Raw genomic sequence first — 15,505 nt, forward strand, 5'->3', positions numbered from 1 at the left:
CACCCAGGCGGGTGGAGGGGCTTTCGCCGTTGTGTCGCTGTGCGGCCCGCGTTCAGACGCCTTCGACGCCGATCTCGAACGCCGAGTCGGTGTCCGCGCGCGAGTAGGAGCGGAACGCGATGTGCGTGACGGTGTCCAGCACCCCACCGACCTTGCCGATGCGGCCGGGGACCAGGTCGGCCAGGTCCTCGTGGGCCTTGACCCGCACGGTGGCGATCAGGTCGACGTCGCCGGCGCAGGAGTAGACCTCGGTGACCCCGTCCAGGTCCGCGATCGCCTGCGCGGCCTCCGGGATCGAGTCGGCCTCTAGATTGATCAGCACGATCGCCGTGATCACAGCGTTCCTCCACTCCCTGGCGGTAACCGACGAGCGCGATCGTAGCCGGGTCACCCCGCCACCCGCTCCAGCGTCCGGGCGCCCGCCGCGAGGTCGAGCCAGCCGCGCCAGCCCGCGACGGCCGTGGGCTCGGCCCAGGGCCGGGTGGTGCGGACCAAGCGGACGCCGGGCCGTGCCAGCCAGCGCAACAGGACGCCGACCTCCTCGCCGGACGCGCCGTGCAGCGGCCCTTCGCCGGGCAGCACCGTCTCGGCGGCCGCGACCAGTTGCTCCACGACCGGCATCGGCGGCACGCCCCGGCGCGCGACCCCGGCGGACGCGAGCTTGCCGAACCGGATCACCGACAGCTCCCAGCCGCCGTTCCCGTCCGGGTTGGCGGCGATCAGCTCGGCGATCGACGCCAGCGCGGCCAGCCGATGGGCCCGGCCGACGGCGCGGACCAGGTCCGCCAGCTCGTCGCGGTGGCGCGCGGCCTGCTCGTAGTGCTGCCCGCCGGAGAGCCGTTCCAGCTGCGCGGCGGCGGTGTGCAGCGGGCTGCCGTCGCGGCCTTCGATCAGCTCGCGGGCCGCCGCGACGCCGGGGGAGTACTCCTCGACGGTCTGGCGTCCCGCGCACGGCGCCCCGCACCGTCCCAGCTCGAACAGCACACATGGGGTGCCCGAGGCCGACTTCGCCGAGATGCGCTGGGTGCACGTGCGCAGCCCGGCCGCGCCCGCGAGCGTGTCCGCCGCCGTGCGCGCGTCGGACTGGCTGCGGAACGGCCCGAGCGTGCCCGCGCGCGGCAGGCGCACCACGGACAGCCGCGGGAAGGCCTCGTCGGTCAGGCCGATCCACCAGGCGTGGTGCGGGTTCTTCGAGCGGCGGTTGTACATCGGCCGGTGCGCCGCGATCAGCCGCAGCTCGCGGATCTCGGCCTCCAGCGAGTGGGCGCACTCGATCGCCTCGACGCGCTCGGCCAGCGCGACCATTTCGCGGATCCGGCCGCGGCTCTCCGACCCGGTGAAGTACTGCCGCACGCGCCTTCGCAGGTCACGCGCGGTGCCGACGTACAGCACCTCGGCCCGCGGCCCGCGGAACAGGTAGACGCCCGGGCGCGCGGGCAGATCGGCGGCCAGGTGCCGTTTGCGGCGCTGCGCGGCGGTGACCTCCGGCAGGTAGTCCACAAGTTCTTCGAGGGTGTGGACACCGACGTTGCCGACCCGCTCCAGCAGCGCGTGCAGCACGTCGACAGTGGCCCTGGCGTCGTCGAGCGCGCGGTGCGTGGGCCGGGTGCGCGCGCCGAGCAGCATCGCCAGCGACGAGAGCCGGTAGCTGTGCGCCTCCTCGCGCGGGATCACGCGCCGGGCGAGCTTCACCGTGCAGACCACGGTCGCGCGCGGCCAGACGTAACCGTGACCCTCGCAGGCGGCCCGCATGAAGCTGGTGTCGAAGCCCGAGTTGTGCGCGACCAGCACGGCGCCGGCGATGAACTCGAGGAACGCGGGCAGCACGCGCTCGATCCGCGGCGCGTCGTAGACCATCGCCTGGGTGATCCCGGTCAGCTCCACGATCTGCGGCGGGATCGGCGCGCCCGGGTTGACCAGCGTGGCGAACTCGCCCAGCACCTGGCCGGCGCGCACCTTGACCGCGCCGATCTCGGTGATCCCGTCCGGCCCCGGCTTGGTCCCGGTGGTCTCCAGGTCGAACACGACGAACGTGGTGTCCCGCAACGGGGTGCCGAGCTCGTCGAAGGCCAGCTGCGCCTGGCCGGGCCGCGGTCCGGTGTCCATGATCGCGCACCCTAGGACGGCCCACCGACAATCCCGGGACGTGAGCAGCGGGTGGCGCACGGCGCGCGATCCGACGGCGGGGCCTACCCTGGACCAATGCAGCCACAGCCCGTGGAACCGGACGAAACCGGGGATGCCGTCGGCCCCTCGGCCGTCCCGGCGCGGGCCGGCGAGGCCACTGTTGGCACTGTGGGCACGGTAAACACGGCCGACGCCGCAGGCGCGGCGGACACTGTGGACGCGGCCGGCGCGCCCGAGCCCGCCACCTGGTCCGCGCTGCCGGACGCGGTGCGCGAGCGGATCGCCGAGCTGGCGGCCGCCGCCGTGGCCAAGCTGCCGGTGGCGGACGTGCCGCGGCAGCTCCGGCCGGTGGCGAAGTTCGCCCCCGCCAAGCGCGCGAAGCTGGGCGGCACGGCGCTGCTGGCGGCGCTGGGCGACTCGGCGCAGTTCCGCACCGCGGTGATCGAATGGCTGCGGGAGCACCGCACCGACGTGCTCGACCCGAACGCCGCCGAATCCGTCTCCGCCGCGGCGGCCGCGGTGCTGCTCGGCGAGTCCGGCGCGGCCGGGCGGGTCCGGCTGGTCGCCAAGAACGCCGAGGAGACCGCGCTGCGCGCCGAGCGTGACGCCGCGCTGGCCCGGAACCAGCGGCTGGAGGCCGAGCTGGCCGAGCTGCGGCTGGAGCTCGAACAGGCGCGCGGGGCCGCGGAGAACGTCCGTGGGGAGCGCGAGGCCGAGGTCGAGAAGCTGTTGCGCCGGCTGCGCGAACAAGGGGTGCAGCTGCGCCAGGCCAAGGACGCGGCCGAGGCGGCGCGGGACGAGGCCGACCGCGGGGGAGCGGCGCGGGCCGTGGAACTCGAGGCGCTGAACGCCCAGCTGGGCCGTGAGCGGCAGCGGGTGGCCACCGAGCGGGCCCGGGCCGAACGCGCGTCCGCGGACGCCGAGATCGCCCGTCAGTCCGCGCGCGAGGCCCGTGAGGCCGACGAGGTGCGGCTGGCGCTGCTGATCGACACGATCGACGGGGCGGTCAGCGGCCTGCGCCGGGAACTCGCCCTCGGCGACCGCGGCGCGCGGCCCGCGGACATGGTGCGCGGCGTGACCTCCGGGCTCGGGCCCGGCGGCCGGATCCAGGACGTCCCGGCGCTGGACCGGCACCTGGCGCTGCCGAACGTCCACTTGATCGTGGACGGCTACAACGTCACCAAGACCGGTTATCCCGAGCTGGCCCTGGCCGACCAGCGCGACCGGCTGATCCACCAGCTCTCCGCCCTCGCCGCCCGGACCGCGGCCGAGGTCACCGTGGTCTTCGACGGGGCGGGCGTGCTGTCCGTGCCCGCCGCCGTGCCCCGTGGCGTGCGGGTGCTGTTCTCCGACCGCGGCGTGCTGGCCGACGACGTGATCCGCGCGCTGGTCGCGGCGGAGCCGAAGGGCCGCCCGATGGTGGTGGCGACGTCCGACCGGGCGGTCGCCGACTCCGTGCGCGCGGCCGGGGCGCACCCGGCGCCGTCGGCCGTGCTGGTCAGCCGGCTCGGCCGGGTCTGACACCCGCGTCTGCTCCCGCCGCGCCGGAATTGTCGGTGGTGGCTCCTACCGTGTGTTCAGGAAGCACGGCTGGGTGAGGAGACCCACATGGACGAGAGCCCGTTGCGCCGCCCGCCCGGCGCGCTGGACATCGGTTTGGCGGACATCGGCGACCTGGTGGTCGACTGCGACCGCTGCGCGGTGCGTGGCGACGCGTGCGGCGACTGCGTGGTGAGCGCGTTGCTCGGCCCACCCGTCGCGCTCGCTTGGGACGCGGACGAACGGCGGGCGGTCGACGCGCTCGCCGAAGCGGGGATGGTGCCGCGGCTGCGCCTGGTGACCGGGCCGGAACGGAGGTCCGCCTGACCCGGCCGGGGGAGGCCGCCGCGCCGAGTGGTCGATCTGATCGGGTGAACGGTACGTAGCTGATTAGTGCCGGAATGACACCGTGCAGTATGACCGCCGTCACATATTTCCTCCCCTGCTGGTCCGATGGTGTTTCGCCGAACTACGGAGAGTTTTTACGGGGGGCCTAGTGGACGTGGTCGCGGTCTTTTCGTAACCTGTCCGAGATCTCGTGGCCAGCAGCCGTCGGCAAGACGGCGACACGGGATCGCCGCCGGACCGGCTTTGTCGGGGAGCAGGTACCGGGACCACACCGCGTGCGTGAGGCTGATGCGCTGAAGCACGGCCGGAACGCGGGCGGTGGGCGTGCGGAAGAGGGCCCCCGACCTCTTCGGCGCCGAGGCTCCGGACGGCGGCCCGACAGCAAAGGAGACACGCGCGACCGTGCAGTCGCATCCAGTCAAGCGCGTGGTGTCAGGTGCCCTCGCGGCGGCCTCGGTGTTCGCTATCGTCGCCGTGGCCCAGCCGGCCGCCACAGCCAACGCAGCTCCCTCCCCCTCCCTCCAGGCCCCTCCCGACTCAGGCTCGAGCTCGGACGCCCTCGCCAAGTACCGCGACCTCGCGGCGCAGGCCGAGAAGGCGAACGAGGACCTCCTCAAGGCCCAGGACGACCTGACCGCCAGGCAGGCCGACCTGGACAAGGCCAACGCCGGGGTCAACGCCGCCAAGGACCAGGCGGCCCAGGCCGCGGGCAACGAGAAGAAGTACCGGGTCGACGTCGACAAGTTCGCCGGCGCCTCGTTCCTCTCCGGTGTCCAGATGAACAAGCTTTCGGCGCTGCTCGCCGGGACCTCCACGCAGGAGTTCCTCGAGCGCTCCTCGGCCCTGGACCAGATCGCCGCCGAGAAAGACGCCGCGCTCAGCGGGCTGTCCGACGCGGTGCAGAAGGCGGCGGCCGCCGAGAAGCTCGCGACCGACTCCGCCAAGAAGGCCACGGACGCCCGTGACGCCGCGGCGAAGCTGACCGAGGACATCAAGGCCAAGCAGCAGTCGCTGAAGGACCAGACCGACGCGCTGACGAAGCAGTACAGCTTCCTGAGCAAGTCGGACAAGGCCTCGCAGAGCGACACCGGCGGTGCCGCGCCGAACGTCCCGGCTCCCGGGCCGCAGGCGCAGCAGGCGATCAACGCGGCGCTGAGCAAGCTCGGCAGCGCGTACGTCTGGGGCGCGACCGGCCCGTCGACGTTCGACTGCTCGGGCTTGATGCAGTGGGCCTACAAGCAGGCCGGCATCACGCTGCCGCGCTCGAGCCGGGAGCAGTCGACCTTCGGCACCGCGGTCTCGCGCAGCCAGCTGCAGCCGGGTGACCTGGTGTTCTACTACACGCCCGTGTCGCACGTCGGCATGTACCTGGGCGACGGCAAGATGGTGCACGCGCCGACCTCCGGTGACGTCGTCAAGATCTCGCCGCTGCAGAGCCAGTACGTCGGCGCCCGCCGCGTGAGCTGAGCAGGACCCTTCGAACGGGGCGGTACCGCGACTGCGGTGCCGCCCCGTTTCGCGTCCGCGCGCCTCAGTAGCCTTCCGGGTGTGCTGAGGACCCTGCTCGTGACCAACGACTTCCCGCCGCGCCCCGGGGGGATCCAGAACTACCTCAACTCGCTGGCCACCCGGCTGCCCGGGGACGACCTGGTCGTCTACGCGCCGTCGTGGGAGGGGAAGTCCGGTTCGCACGTCGAGTTCGACGCCGCCGCGCCGTTCGAGGTGGTCCGGCACCCGACGTCGCTGATGCTGCCGACGCCCGACGTGCTGCGCCGCGCGAAGCAGATCATGCGCGCGAGGGACTGCGAAGCCGTGTGGTTCGGCGCCGCGGCGCCGCTCGCGCTGCTGGGGCAGCCGCTGCGCCAGGCCGGCGCGCGCCGGGTGGTCGCGTCCACGCACGGGCACGAGGTCGGCTGGTCGATGCTGCCGGGCTCGCGGCAGGCCCTGCGCCGGATCGGCGACACGGTGGACGTGCTCACGTACGTCAGCAAGTACACGCGAAGGCGCTTCGCTGCGGCCTTCGGGCCGTTGGCGGGGCTGGAGCTGCTGCCGTCAGGAGTGGACACCACACTGTTCGCCCCGGACGCCGGCGCGCGAGAGGAGATCCGCGCGCGCCACGGCCTCGGCGACCGCCCGACGGTGGTGTGCGTCTCGCGGCTGGTGCCGCGCAAGGGCCAGGACATGCTGATCCGCGCGCTGCCCGGGCTGCGCGAGCGCGTGCCGGGCGCGGCGCTGCTGATCGTCGGCGGCGGCCCGTACCGCAAGCACCTGACGCAGCTGGCCGGCGAACTCGGCGTGAGCGAGCATGTGGTGATCACCGGCTCCGTGCCGTGGTCCGAGCTGCCGGCGCACTACAACGCGGGCGACGTGTTCGCGATGCCCGCGCGCACCCGCGGCAAGGGCCTCGACGTGGAGGGGCTCGGGATCGTCTACCTGGAGGCGTCGGCGACCGGGCTGCCGGTCGTCGCGGGCACCTCCGGCGGCGCGCCCGAGGCGGTGCTGGACGAGGTGACCGGCCACGTCGTCGACGGGCGGGACGTCGGCCAGCTGCGCGAGACGCTGGCCGCCCTGCTGGCCGACCCCGTGCACGCCCGCCGGATGGGCGAGGCGGGCCGCGCCTGGGTCAAGGAGAACTGGCGTTGGGACACCATGGCGGCGCGGCTCTCCGGCCTGCTCGACGGCGATCCGGTTTCCTCGGTCCGGTGAAGCGCCCCAATGCGGCGTTGGTTGCGTGGAATCAAGGCTGGGCGTGGAGCGCCTCCGTTGAGGGTGGTGGTGGGGCAGGGCCGGAGCACCGAACGCCACATTGGGGCGCATCGGCGGGGCTCAGGCGGGGGTCAGGACTCGGGTTCGTAAACGGCTGGGTGGCGCGGGTCGTCCACGCGCACCACGACGTCCGCCAGCGTGCTCGGGTCGACCTCTTCCTCGTAACGCTCGTACGCGGGCAGCGCCCACTGGGCGTCCTCAGGCACGCGTCGGCGCAGCGCGGCCGGTGACAGCCACAGGTGCACGACCAGGTCGAAGCTGAGGCCGGCGCCCAGCAGGAACTCCCCGTCCACCAGCACCACGCCGCGCTCGGGCACGGGGACGCGGGGGAGCCGGGTGGCGCGGTCGCGCTCGGGGTCCCACAGCGCGGGCAGGACCTCGCCCGTGCCGTCTTCGGCGAGCGGGTCGAGCACCTCGCGGCGCAGGCCGCCCAGGTCGAGCCAGTCGGTGTAGCGCGCGTCCGGGTTGCGCTTGCCGTGCTCGAACCGGAGCGACGCGGGGCGCAGGAACCCGCGGGCCGGCACCCGCACGGCCGGGCGGCCCAGCAGGCGCAGGGGATCGGCCAGGGCGTCGGCCAGCTCGGCGGTCGCGGTCGCGCCGTCGGCGCCGTCCACCGCCACCGCCAGGCGCCCGCGCTGGGTGAGCGAGTCGATGCGGGCGGTCAGCTCGGCGGCCAGCGCGGCGGGGGAAATGGGTCGGTAGCGCACAGCAGAAGATCCTGCACCCCGGCCGCCGGCGGGTTTTGTCGGTGCCGGATGCCATGATGGGGGCATGAGTGAAGAGGTGGGGAAAACCGCGCAAAGTGGTTGGGAGATAGGGGTTTCCCGCACGCTGCCGTATTCCGGCGCGCGGCTGTGGGAGTTCCTGCTGGGCCGCGAGGGCGTGGAGGTCTGGCTCGGCGCCGGGGTGGAGCTGCCGCGCGGGCGCGGCGAGGGGTACGAGACGGCGAACGGCATCACCGGGGAGATCCGCAGCTTCCACGAGGGCACCCGGGTGCGGCTGACCTGGCGCCCGAAGGACTGGGACCACGACTCCACGCTGCAGCTGACGGTGGTGGACCAGGGGCGGCGAAGCACGCTCAAGTTCCACCAGGAATGGCTCGCCGACGCCGCGGAGCGCGCCGAGCAGCGGGCATACTGGAAGGACGTGACCGAGCGCGTCGCGGCGGCGCTGGCCGAGCGCTGAGGCCGGGAGCACCGGCCGGACACACCGACTCCGGGGGAATCGCGTGACTGTGGAAGAAGTGCCCGCGATGGGCGAAGAATTCATGCAGCACACCCATTCGACGCTGGCGCGGCTGCGCGACGAGGGCCCGGTGCGCCCGATCGCCATGCCGCGCGGCACGCCGTCGTACCTGGTGACCGGCTACGAGGACGCCCGCGCGCTGCTGAACGACCCGCGCATCAGCAAGGACAGCGCCGGCGCGCACCAGCTGATCGCGGCGAAGATCGGCCCGGAGAACGCCGTCTTCAGCGAGGCGCTCGCCGCGCACATGCTGAATGCCGACCCGCCGCAGCACACGCGGCTGCGCAAGCTGATCAACAAGGCGTTCACCGCCCGCACGGTCGCCCGGCTCCGCCCGCGGATCGAAGAGATCACCGCGGCGCTGCTCGACGAGATGGCGGGCCGCGACCAGGTCGACCTGATGCCGGCGTACGCCGGACCGGTGCCGATCACGGTGATCTGCGAGCTGCTCGGGATCCGCGAGGAGGACCGCGGCGAGTTCACCGGCTGGTCCAACATCCTGCTCTCGTCCGCCGAGGCCGAGCAGATGCAGTCGGCCGGGCACTCGATGCACGAATACCTGACCGCGCTGGTCGGGCAGAAGCGCGCCGAGCCGGGGCCGGACCTGCTGTCCGACCTCGTGCTGACCACCGACGAGGGTGACTCGCTGGACGAAGAAGAGCTGGTCTCCATGGCCTTCCTGCTGCTGGTCGCGGGCCACGAGACCACGGTGAACCTGATCGCGAACGCGACGCTGGCGCTGCTGCGCGCGCCCGAGCAGCTGGCGAAGCTGAGGGCCGACCCGAGCCTGCTGCCCGGCGCGGTCGAGGAGTTCCTGCGCTTCGACGGCCCGATCAACATCGCCACCATCCGGTTCACCAAGGAGCCGATCGAGGTCGGTGGCACGACGATCCCGGAGGGCGAGTTCGTCCAGGTGTCGCTGCTGGCCGCGAACCGCGACGCGGAGCGCTTCCCCGATCCGGACGAGCTGGACGTCACGCGGCCCGCGGGCGGGCACGTGGCGTTCGGGCACGGCATCCACTACTGCGTCGGCGCTCCGCTGGCCCGGCTGGAGGCCGAGATCGCGCTGGGCGGGCTGCTCGCGCGGTTCCCGGACCTGCGCCTGGCCGTCGAGCCGGACCAGCTGCGCTACCGCAACAGCACCCTCGTGCACGGCCTGCAGGAGCTGCCCGTGCTGCTGCGCTGAGCCGGGGGCGACGTAGGGTCGGCGGGTGGAAACCAGCGCCGCCGACCTGCTCGCCCTCGACGCCGCCCATGTCTGGCACCCGTATGCGCCGATGCCGGGCCGGGTGCCGCCGCTGCTGGTCACCGAGGCCGGCGGGGTGCGGCTCCGCCTGGCCGACGGCCGGGAGCTGATCGACGGCATGTCGTCCTGGTGGGCGGCGATCCACGGCTACCGGCACCCGGTGCTCGACGCCGCGCTGATGAGGCAGGCCGGCCGGATGAGCCACGTGATGTTCGGCGGGCTCACCCACGAGCCCGCGATCACGCTGGCGAAAACGCTGGTCGACCTGACGCCCGAGGGCCTCGAGCACGTGTTCCTGTGCGATTCCGGCTCGGTCTCGATCGAGGTCGCGGTCAAGATGTGCCTGCAGTACCAGCGTTCGCGCGGCCGGACGGCGAAACGGCGGCTGCTGACCTGGCGCGGCGGCTACCACGGTGACACGTTCACGCCGATGAGCGTGTGCGATCCGGACGGCGGCATGCACTCGCTGTGGCGGGGGGTGCTGCCGGAGCAGGTGTTCGTGCCCGAGCCGCCCGCGGGCTTCGCCGCCCCGCCGGAACAGTCCTATGTGGACATGCTGGACGCGGCGCTGGCCGAGCACGCCGGTGAACTGGCCGCGGTGATCGTCGAACCCGTGGTGCAGGGCGCCGGCGGCATGCGCTTCCACCACCCCGGTTACCTGCGCGCGCTGCGGGAGCTCACGCGAAAGCACGACGTGCTGCTGGTGTTCGACGAGATCGCCACCGGTTTCGGCCGCACGGGCCGGATGTTCGCGGCGGAGCACGCCGGCGTGACGCCCGACGTGCTGTGCCTCGGCAAGGCGCTGACCGGGGGCTACCTCACGATGGCCGCCGCGCTGTGCACGCCCGAGATCGCCGAGGCCATCGCCCGTGGCGAGCTGCCGGTGCTGGCGCACGGGCCGACGTTCATGGGCAACCCGCTCGCCTCGGCCGTCGCGAACGCGTCGCTGGGGCTGCTCGCCGACGGCGCCTGGGAGGGCGACGTCGCCCGCATCGAGACGGGCCTGCGGCGGGGCCTGGAGCCGGCGCGCGACCTGCCGGGCGTGCGGGACGTGCGCGTGCTCGGCGCCATCGGCGTGCTGCAGCTGGACCACGAGGTGGACCTGGGCCTCGCGACCGACATCGTGACGGCGAACGGCGCGTGGCTGCGGCCGTTCCGCGACCTGATCTACGCGATGCCGCCGTACGTGACGGGTGACGAGGACCTGGCCGTGATCACCGGCGCGATGCTCGCCGCAGCCGAAAAAGCCTGAATTCACCCCAACGGGTGTGACCTGGCTCATCCATCACGGTGTGTTGACGGCGGGCCACGCGGACTCGTCGAAAATCTGGGGTTTCCACGCGATCAGGTGTGCCGTGCTTCGTCATGCTCTAACTGGTTGGCGAGGAAGATCCTTTACGTCCTAGTTACCGCATTCACAAGCGAACCTGAAGCCCGTTCGCGTAGCGGACTTTTCGCCGGTTTTCCGCTTTCCTACCGGCATGATCGAGATCGTTCGCGGAGAACACGACACCGGACCCCCGCCCCGGCGCGACCACCCCGTGCTGACCCTCCTGCGCCACGACCTGCCGGCCTCACTGGTCGTTTTCCTCGTGGCCGTACCCCTTTCCCTCGGCATCGCGCTCGCCGCCGGGGCCCCGCTGCTCGCGGGCCTGATCTCCGCCGTCGTCGGCGGACTGGTCGCGAGCCTGCTCGGCGGCTCGGCACTCCAGGTCAGCGGCCCGTCCGCGGCACTGACCGTGGTGCTCGCCGACACCATCTCCACCTACGGCTGGGCCGTCACCTGCGCCATCACCGTCGGCGTCGGCCTGCTCCAGATCCTCTTCGGACTCACTCGCGTGGCGCGCGCCGCGCTGGCCATCTCGCCGGCGATCGTGCACGGCCTGCTCGCGGGCATCGGCGTGACGATCGTGCTCGGCCAGCTGCACGTGGTGCTCGGCGGCCGCGCGCAGGGCTCCGCGGTGGCGAACCTGCTCGCCCTGCCCGGCCAGATCGTCGGGCACCACGACCAGGCCGTGCTGATCGGCGTGCTCACCGTCGCGATCCTGGTGGTGTGGCCCAAAATGCCCGCCGCGGTACGGAAGGTGCCCGGCCCGCTCGCCGCGATCACCGTCGCCACCGGGCTTTCGGTGGTCACCGGCATGACGCTGCCGCGGATCGACCTGCCGGGCTCGCCGCCGTCGCTGAGCCTCGTGCCGCGCCTGCCGGACGGCGGCTGGGCGGGCGTGGGCGTCGCGGTGGTCACCGTCGCGCTGATCGCCAGCCTCGAGAGCCTGCTTTCCGCGGTGTCCGTGGACAAACTGCGCGGCGGCAAGCGCACCGACCTCGACCGGGAGCTGATCGGGCAAGGCGCGGCGAACGTCGCCGCCGGCGCGCTCGGCGGGCTGCCCGTGACGGGCGTGATCGTGCGCAGCATGACCAATTACGAGGCGGGCGCCCGGACCCGCGCGTCGGCGATCCTGCACTGCTGCTGGATCCTCGCGTTCTGCCTCCTGCTCACCGGTGTGCTGCGGTACATCCCGCTCGCGGCGCTGGCCGGCCTGCTCGTGTACGTCGGGGCGAAGCTGGTGAACGTCCCGGCGCTCAAGGAAGTCCTGCGTCACGGCGACATCGCGGTGTACGCGGTGACGGTCGCCGGTGCAGTCGCGGTGAACCTGCTGACCGGGGTGGCTGCCGGGGTCCTGCTCGCGCTCGTGTTCATGCTGCGGCGGATGGTCTACTCCGGCGTGCACGTCGAGTCCGCCGACGGCCGGGCGCGGGTGGTGATCGAGGGCGCGCTGACGTTCCTTTCCGTGCCCCGCTTGACCAAAGTGCTCACGGAGGTGCCCGCGCGCGCCGACGTCACCCTCGAACTTCTGGTGGACTACCTCGACCACGCCGCGTTCGACTGCCTGCGCGACTGGCAGCACTCGTACGCCAGGGCGGGCGGCACGGTGACCGTCGACGAGATCGGGCACCCGTGGTTCCAGCGCGGCAGCTCGGGGGAGCCGACGGTACGGCGCAGCGTCGCCGCGCGCGTGGTGCCGCGGTGGCTCGCGCCGTGGTCGCAGTGGCAGGCCGAGCACGCCGTCGTGCCCGGGCAGCGGACGGATTCCCCGCTGGGCCGCGGCGCTTCGGAGTTCCAGCGCCGCACCGCGCCGCTGCTGCGCGACACCCTCAGCGGGCTGGCGCACGGCCAGCAGCCGCACACGCTGTTCCTCACCTGCGGCGACGCGCGGATCGTGCCGAACCTGATCACCACGTCCGGGCCGGGTGACCTGTTCACGGTCCGGAACATCGGCAACCTGGTGCCCACCGCGTCGGACGCTTCGGACTCCTCCGTCGGCGCTGCGATCGAGTACGCAGTGGGCGTGCTGAAGGTGCCGGAAATCGTGGTGTGCGGGCATTCCTCGTGCGGCGCGATGAAGGCGCTGCTCGGGCAGGCGCCCGAGGGGATGGCCCAGCTGGGCAGCTGGCTGCGCCACGGCGAGGCGTCGTTGCGCCGCCGGGCGGGCGAGGCCCCGCTGCTGCTGGACGGACGCCGTCCGGACGCCGAAGCCGACCAGCTGGCGTTGCACAACGTCGTGCAGCAGCTGGATCACCTGCGCCGGTACCCGGTCGTCGGGGCGGCGCTGTCCCGCGGCGAACTGACGCTGACGGGCATGTACTTCGACGTCGGCGGCGCCCAGGTGTCGCTCCTCGACGCGGCCGGACGCGACTTCGTCCCGGCCGGTGCCGCGACGCACTGACGCACTGACGCACTGACGCATTGACGCATTGACGCATTAGGGCTCGTGAGTGGCTATGCCGGTTAGAACCGTCATAGCCACTCACGAGCAGTTCAGGCGCAGGTCCGGGCCACTTTCGGCGCAGCTGCCGACGGGGCCCGTTGGGACACTTGACCAAGGCCTGTCACAACAGGTGGGACGCTTTTCCCATCCCTTGATCCACAGCGCAACCCGAAAGTGGGGTGTGCGATATAAATTCACTCCATCAGGCGAGACATAGCGGACATTTCACACGATCACCGGTTTCCTGGTGATCATGAGACCTCTTGCCGTGCTTCGTCACGACGTACCCGCCTCCCTGGTGGTGTTCCTGGTCGCTGTCCCGCTGTCCCTCGGCATCGCGCTGGCCTCCGGTGCCCCGATCGTCGCGGGGCTGATCGCGGCGATCGTCGGCGGTGTGGTCGCCGGGGCGCTCGGCGGGTCGCCGCTGCAGGTCAGCGGGCCCGCCGCCGGGCTGACCGTGATCATGGCCGAGACGATCAACACCTTCGGCTGGGCGGTGACCTGCCTGATCACGGTCGCCGCCGGGGCGTTGCAGGTGCTGCTCGGGCTCAGCCGGATCGCCAGGGCCGCGCTCGCCATCTCGCCCGCGATCGTGCACGGCATGCTGGCCGGCATCGGCGTGACGATCGTGCTGGGCCAGCTCCACGTGATCCTCGGCGGGAAGGCGCAGAGCTCCGCGATCGAGAACATCGCCGAGCTGCCCGCGCAGATCGTCGCCCATCACGACGCCGCGACCATGATCGGCCTGCTCACCATCGTCATCCTGGTGCTCTGGCCGCGGCTGCCGGCCGCGGTGCGGAAGGTGCCGGGCCCGCTCGCGGCCATCGCCGTGGCCACCGTCGCGTCCGTGGTCGCCGGGATGACGCTGCCGCGCGTCGAGCTGCCCGGTGACCTGCTGCAGATCCGGTTCGCGCCCGAGCTGCCCGGGGGCGGCTGGGCGGACGTCGCCGTCGCCGCCGTGTCGATCGCGCTGATCGCGAGCGTCGAGAGCCTGCTGTCCGCGGTCGCCGTGGACAAGCTGCACAACGGCGCCCGCTCCAACCTCGACCGCGAGCTGGTCGGCCAGGGCGCCGCCAACATGGTCTCCGGCGCCCTCGGCGGGCTGCCCGTGACCGGCGTGATCGTGCGCAGCTCGACCAACGTGTCCGCAGGTGCCAAGACCCGCGCGTCCGCGATCCTGCACGGGGTGTGGGTGCTGGTGTTCGTGGTCGTGCTCGCCGGGCTGATCCAGAACATCCCGCTGGCCGCGCTGGCCGGCCTGCTGGTGCACGTCGGCGCCAAGCTGGTGAACCCCGGGCACCTCAAGCAGGTGCTGCGCCACGGCGATCTCGCGCTGTACCTCGTCACGCTGGCCGGTGTGGTGGTGTTCGACCTGCTCACCGGCGTGATCGCCGGGATCGTGCTGGCCCTGCTGCTGATGCTGCGCCGCACCGTGTGGTCCGGCATCCATGTCGAGCGCGACGGCGAGCGCTGGCGCGTGGTGGTGGAGGGCGTGCTCACGTTCCTTTCCGTGCCGCGGCTGACGAAGGTGCTCGGCACCGTCCCGGAAGGCGCGACGGTGACCCTCGAGCTGGTGGTCGACTACCTCGACCACGCCTCGTTCGAGAGCCTGATCAGCTGGCAGCAGGCGCACGAACGGGCCGGTGGCACCGTGACCGTCGACGAGGTCGGCCACCCGTGGCTGGCCAACGGCCGGGACGGGAAGCCGACCGTGCGGCGCACCGGCGCGGCCGGGGCGGTGCCGCGCTGGCTCGCGCCGTGGTCGGACTGGCAGGCGGCCGACGTCCACGTGCCCGGCCAGCGCGCGCACCCGACGCGCCGCGGCGCCACCGAGTTCCAGCGCCGGGCCGCGCCGCTGCTGCGGGAGACGCTCAGCGGCCTCGCCGACGGCCAGCGGCCGCACACCATGTTCATCACCTGCGGCGACTCCCGGATCGTGCCGAACCTGATCACCACCAGCGGCCCGGGCGACCTGTTCACCTTGCGGAACATCGGCAACCTGGTGCCGCCCGGGCAGGCGGACCCGTCGATGAACGCCGCGGTGGAGTACGCGGTCGGGGTGCTGGGCGTGCGCGAGATCGTGGTCTGCGGTCACTCCGGCTGCGGGGCGATGGGCGCGCTGGCCGACGGCCCGCCGCCGGGGACCGCGCTCGAGGCGTGGCTGCGGCACGCCGAGCCGAGCCGCAACCGCCGCGGCCCGGTGACGCTGGACGGCGAGCGGCCGGCGCGGGAGCCGGACCGGCTGGCCCTGCACAACGTGCTCCAGCAGCTCGAGCACCTGCGCGAGTACCCGATGGTCGCCGAGGCCGAGCGGCGCGGTGACCTCGTGCTGACCGGGCTGTACTTCGACGTCGGCGAGGCGCTGGTGTCCCTGTCCGACCCGGTGACCGGGGCGTTTGTCGCCGCGGGCACGCCCGCCGTCACCGGCAACGGCGGGTGAGCCCGGGCGCCGCGAACCGCGGGA

The 15,505-nt window shown here is 72.9% G+C and carries 12 protein-coding genes; 9 read left to right on the forward strand and 3 right to left on the reverse strand.

Annotated features, from left to right (window positions below):
* Positions 1-52: 52 nt before the first annotated feature.
* Together OG371_RS28500 and OG371_RS28505 are read right to left on the reverse strand one after the other, a co-directional pair.
* Positions 53-337 carry an Lrp/AsnC family transcriptional regulator gene (locus OG371_RS28500; protein WP_329058303.1) on the reverse strand — a complete coding sequence of 95 codons (285 nt, stop codon included), beginning with the start codon at positions 335-337 and terminating at the stop codon, positions 53-55.
* Positions 338-387: 50 nt separating this feature from the next.
* Positions 388-2,106: a DEDD exonuclease domain-containing protein gene (locus OG371_RS28505; protein WP_329058305.1), complete on the reverse strand. Its 1,719-nt coding sequence runs from the start codon at positions 2,104-2,106 to the stop codon at positions 388-390.
* Between the two features lie 96 nt (positions 2,107-2,202).
* Between OG371_RS28505 and OG371_RS28510 the strand changes: the two genes are divergently transcribed.
* The 4 genes from OG371_RS28510 to OG371_RS28525 all read left to right on the forward strand — a co-directional run bounded on the left by OG371_RS28510 (position 2,203) and on the right by OG371_RS28525 (position 6,720).
* On the forward strand, positions 2,203-3,648 hold the full coding sequence (locus OG371_RS28510; protein WP_329058306.1) for an NYN domain-containing protein: 1,446 nt from the start codon (positions 2,203-2,205) through the stop codon (positions 3,646-3,648).
* 87 nt (positions 3,649-3,735) lie between these two features.
* The gene (locus tag OG371_RS28515) at positions 3,736-3,993 is read left to right on the forward strand and encodes a hypothetical protein (protein ID WP_329058308.1); all 258 of its coding nucleotides are present in this window, start codon (positions 3,736-3,738) and stop codon (positions 3,991-3,993) included.
* A gap of 423 nt (positions 3,994-4,416) precedes the next feature.
* A complete protein-coding gene (locus OG371_RS28520; protein ID WP_329058310.1) occupies positions 4,417-5,481 on the forward strand; it encodes a C40 family peptidase in 1,065 nt (354 codons plus the stop codon).
* An 81-nt stretch (positions 5,482-5,562) separates the two neighbouring features.
* Positions 5,563-6,720, forward strand: a complete 1,158-nt coding sequence (locus OG371_RS28525) for a glycosyltransferase family 4 protein (RefSeq protein WP_329058312.1) — start codon at positions 5,563-5,565, stop codon at positions 6,718-6,720.
* 131 nt (positions 6,721-6,851) lie between these two features.
* Here the strand turns inward: OG371_RS28525 and OG371_RS28530 are convergent, their stop codons facing one another.
* Positions 6,852-7,487, reverse strand: coding sequence for a uridine kinase (locus OG371_RS28530; RefSeq protein WP_329058314.1), 636 nt, complete (start codon positions 7,485-7,487; stop codon positions 6,852-6,854).
* A gap of 64 nt (positions 7,488-7,551) precedes the next feature.
* Here OG371_RS28530 and OG371_RS28535 point away from each other — a divergent pair, with 64 nt between their 5' ends.
* The 5 genes from OG371_RS28535 to OG371_RS28555 all read left to right on the forward strand — a co-directional run bounded on the left by OG371_RS28535 (position 7,552) and on the right by OG371_RS28555 (position 15,481).
* The gene (locus tag OG371_RS28535) at positions 7,552-7,965 is read left to right on the forward strand and encodes an SRPBCC domain-containing protein (RefSeq protein ID WP_329058315.1); all 414 of its coding nucleotides are present in this window, start codon (positions 7,552-7,554) and stop codon (positions 7,963-7,965) included.
* A gap of 43 nt (positions 7,966-8,008) precedes the next feature.
* Positions 8,009-9,211, forward strand: coding sequence for a cytochrome P450 family protein (locus tag OG371_RS28540; protein WP_442875997.1), 1,203 nt, complete (start codon positions 8,009-8,011; stop codon positions 9,209-9,211).
* Positions 9,212-9,236: 25 nt separating this feature from the next.
* Positions 9,237-10,523, forward strand: a complete 1,287-nt coding sequence (locus OG371_RS28545) for an adenosylmethionine--8-amino-7-oxononanoate transaminase (RefSeq protein ID WP_329058317.1) — start codon at positions 9,237-9,239, stop codon at positions 10,521-10,523.
* Between the two features lie 229 nt (positions 10,524-10,752).
* Positions 10,753-12,999, forward strand: a complete 2,247-nt coding sequence (locus OG371_RS28550; protein WP_329058319.1) for a bifunctional SulP family inorganic anion transporter/carbonic anhydrase — start codon at positions 10,753-10,755, stop codon at positions 12,997-12,999.
* Positions 13,000-13,294: 295 nt separating this feature from the next.
* The gene (locus OG371_RS28555) at positions 13,295-15,481 is read left to right on the forward strand and encodes a bifunctional SulP family inorganic anion transporter/carbonic anhydrase (protein WP_329058321.1); all 2,187 of its coding nucleotides are present in this window, start codon (positions 13,295-13,297) and stop codon (positions 15,479-15,481) included.
* The last annotated feature ends 24 nt before the right edge of the window (positions 15,482-15,505 follow it).

It is taken from the genome of Amycolatopsis sp. NBC_01480 (genome assembly GCF_036227205.1).
In the GTDB taxonomy this organism is placed as follows: Bacteria; Actinomycetota; Actinomycetes; order Mycobacteriales; family Pseudonocardiaceae; genus Amycolatopsis.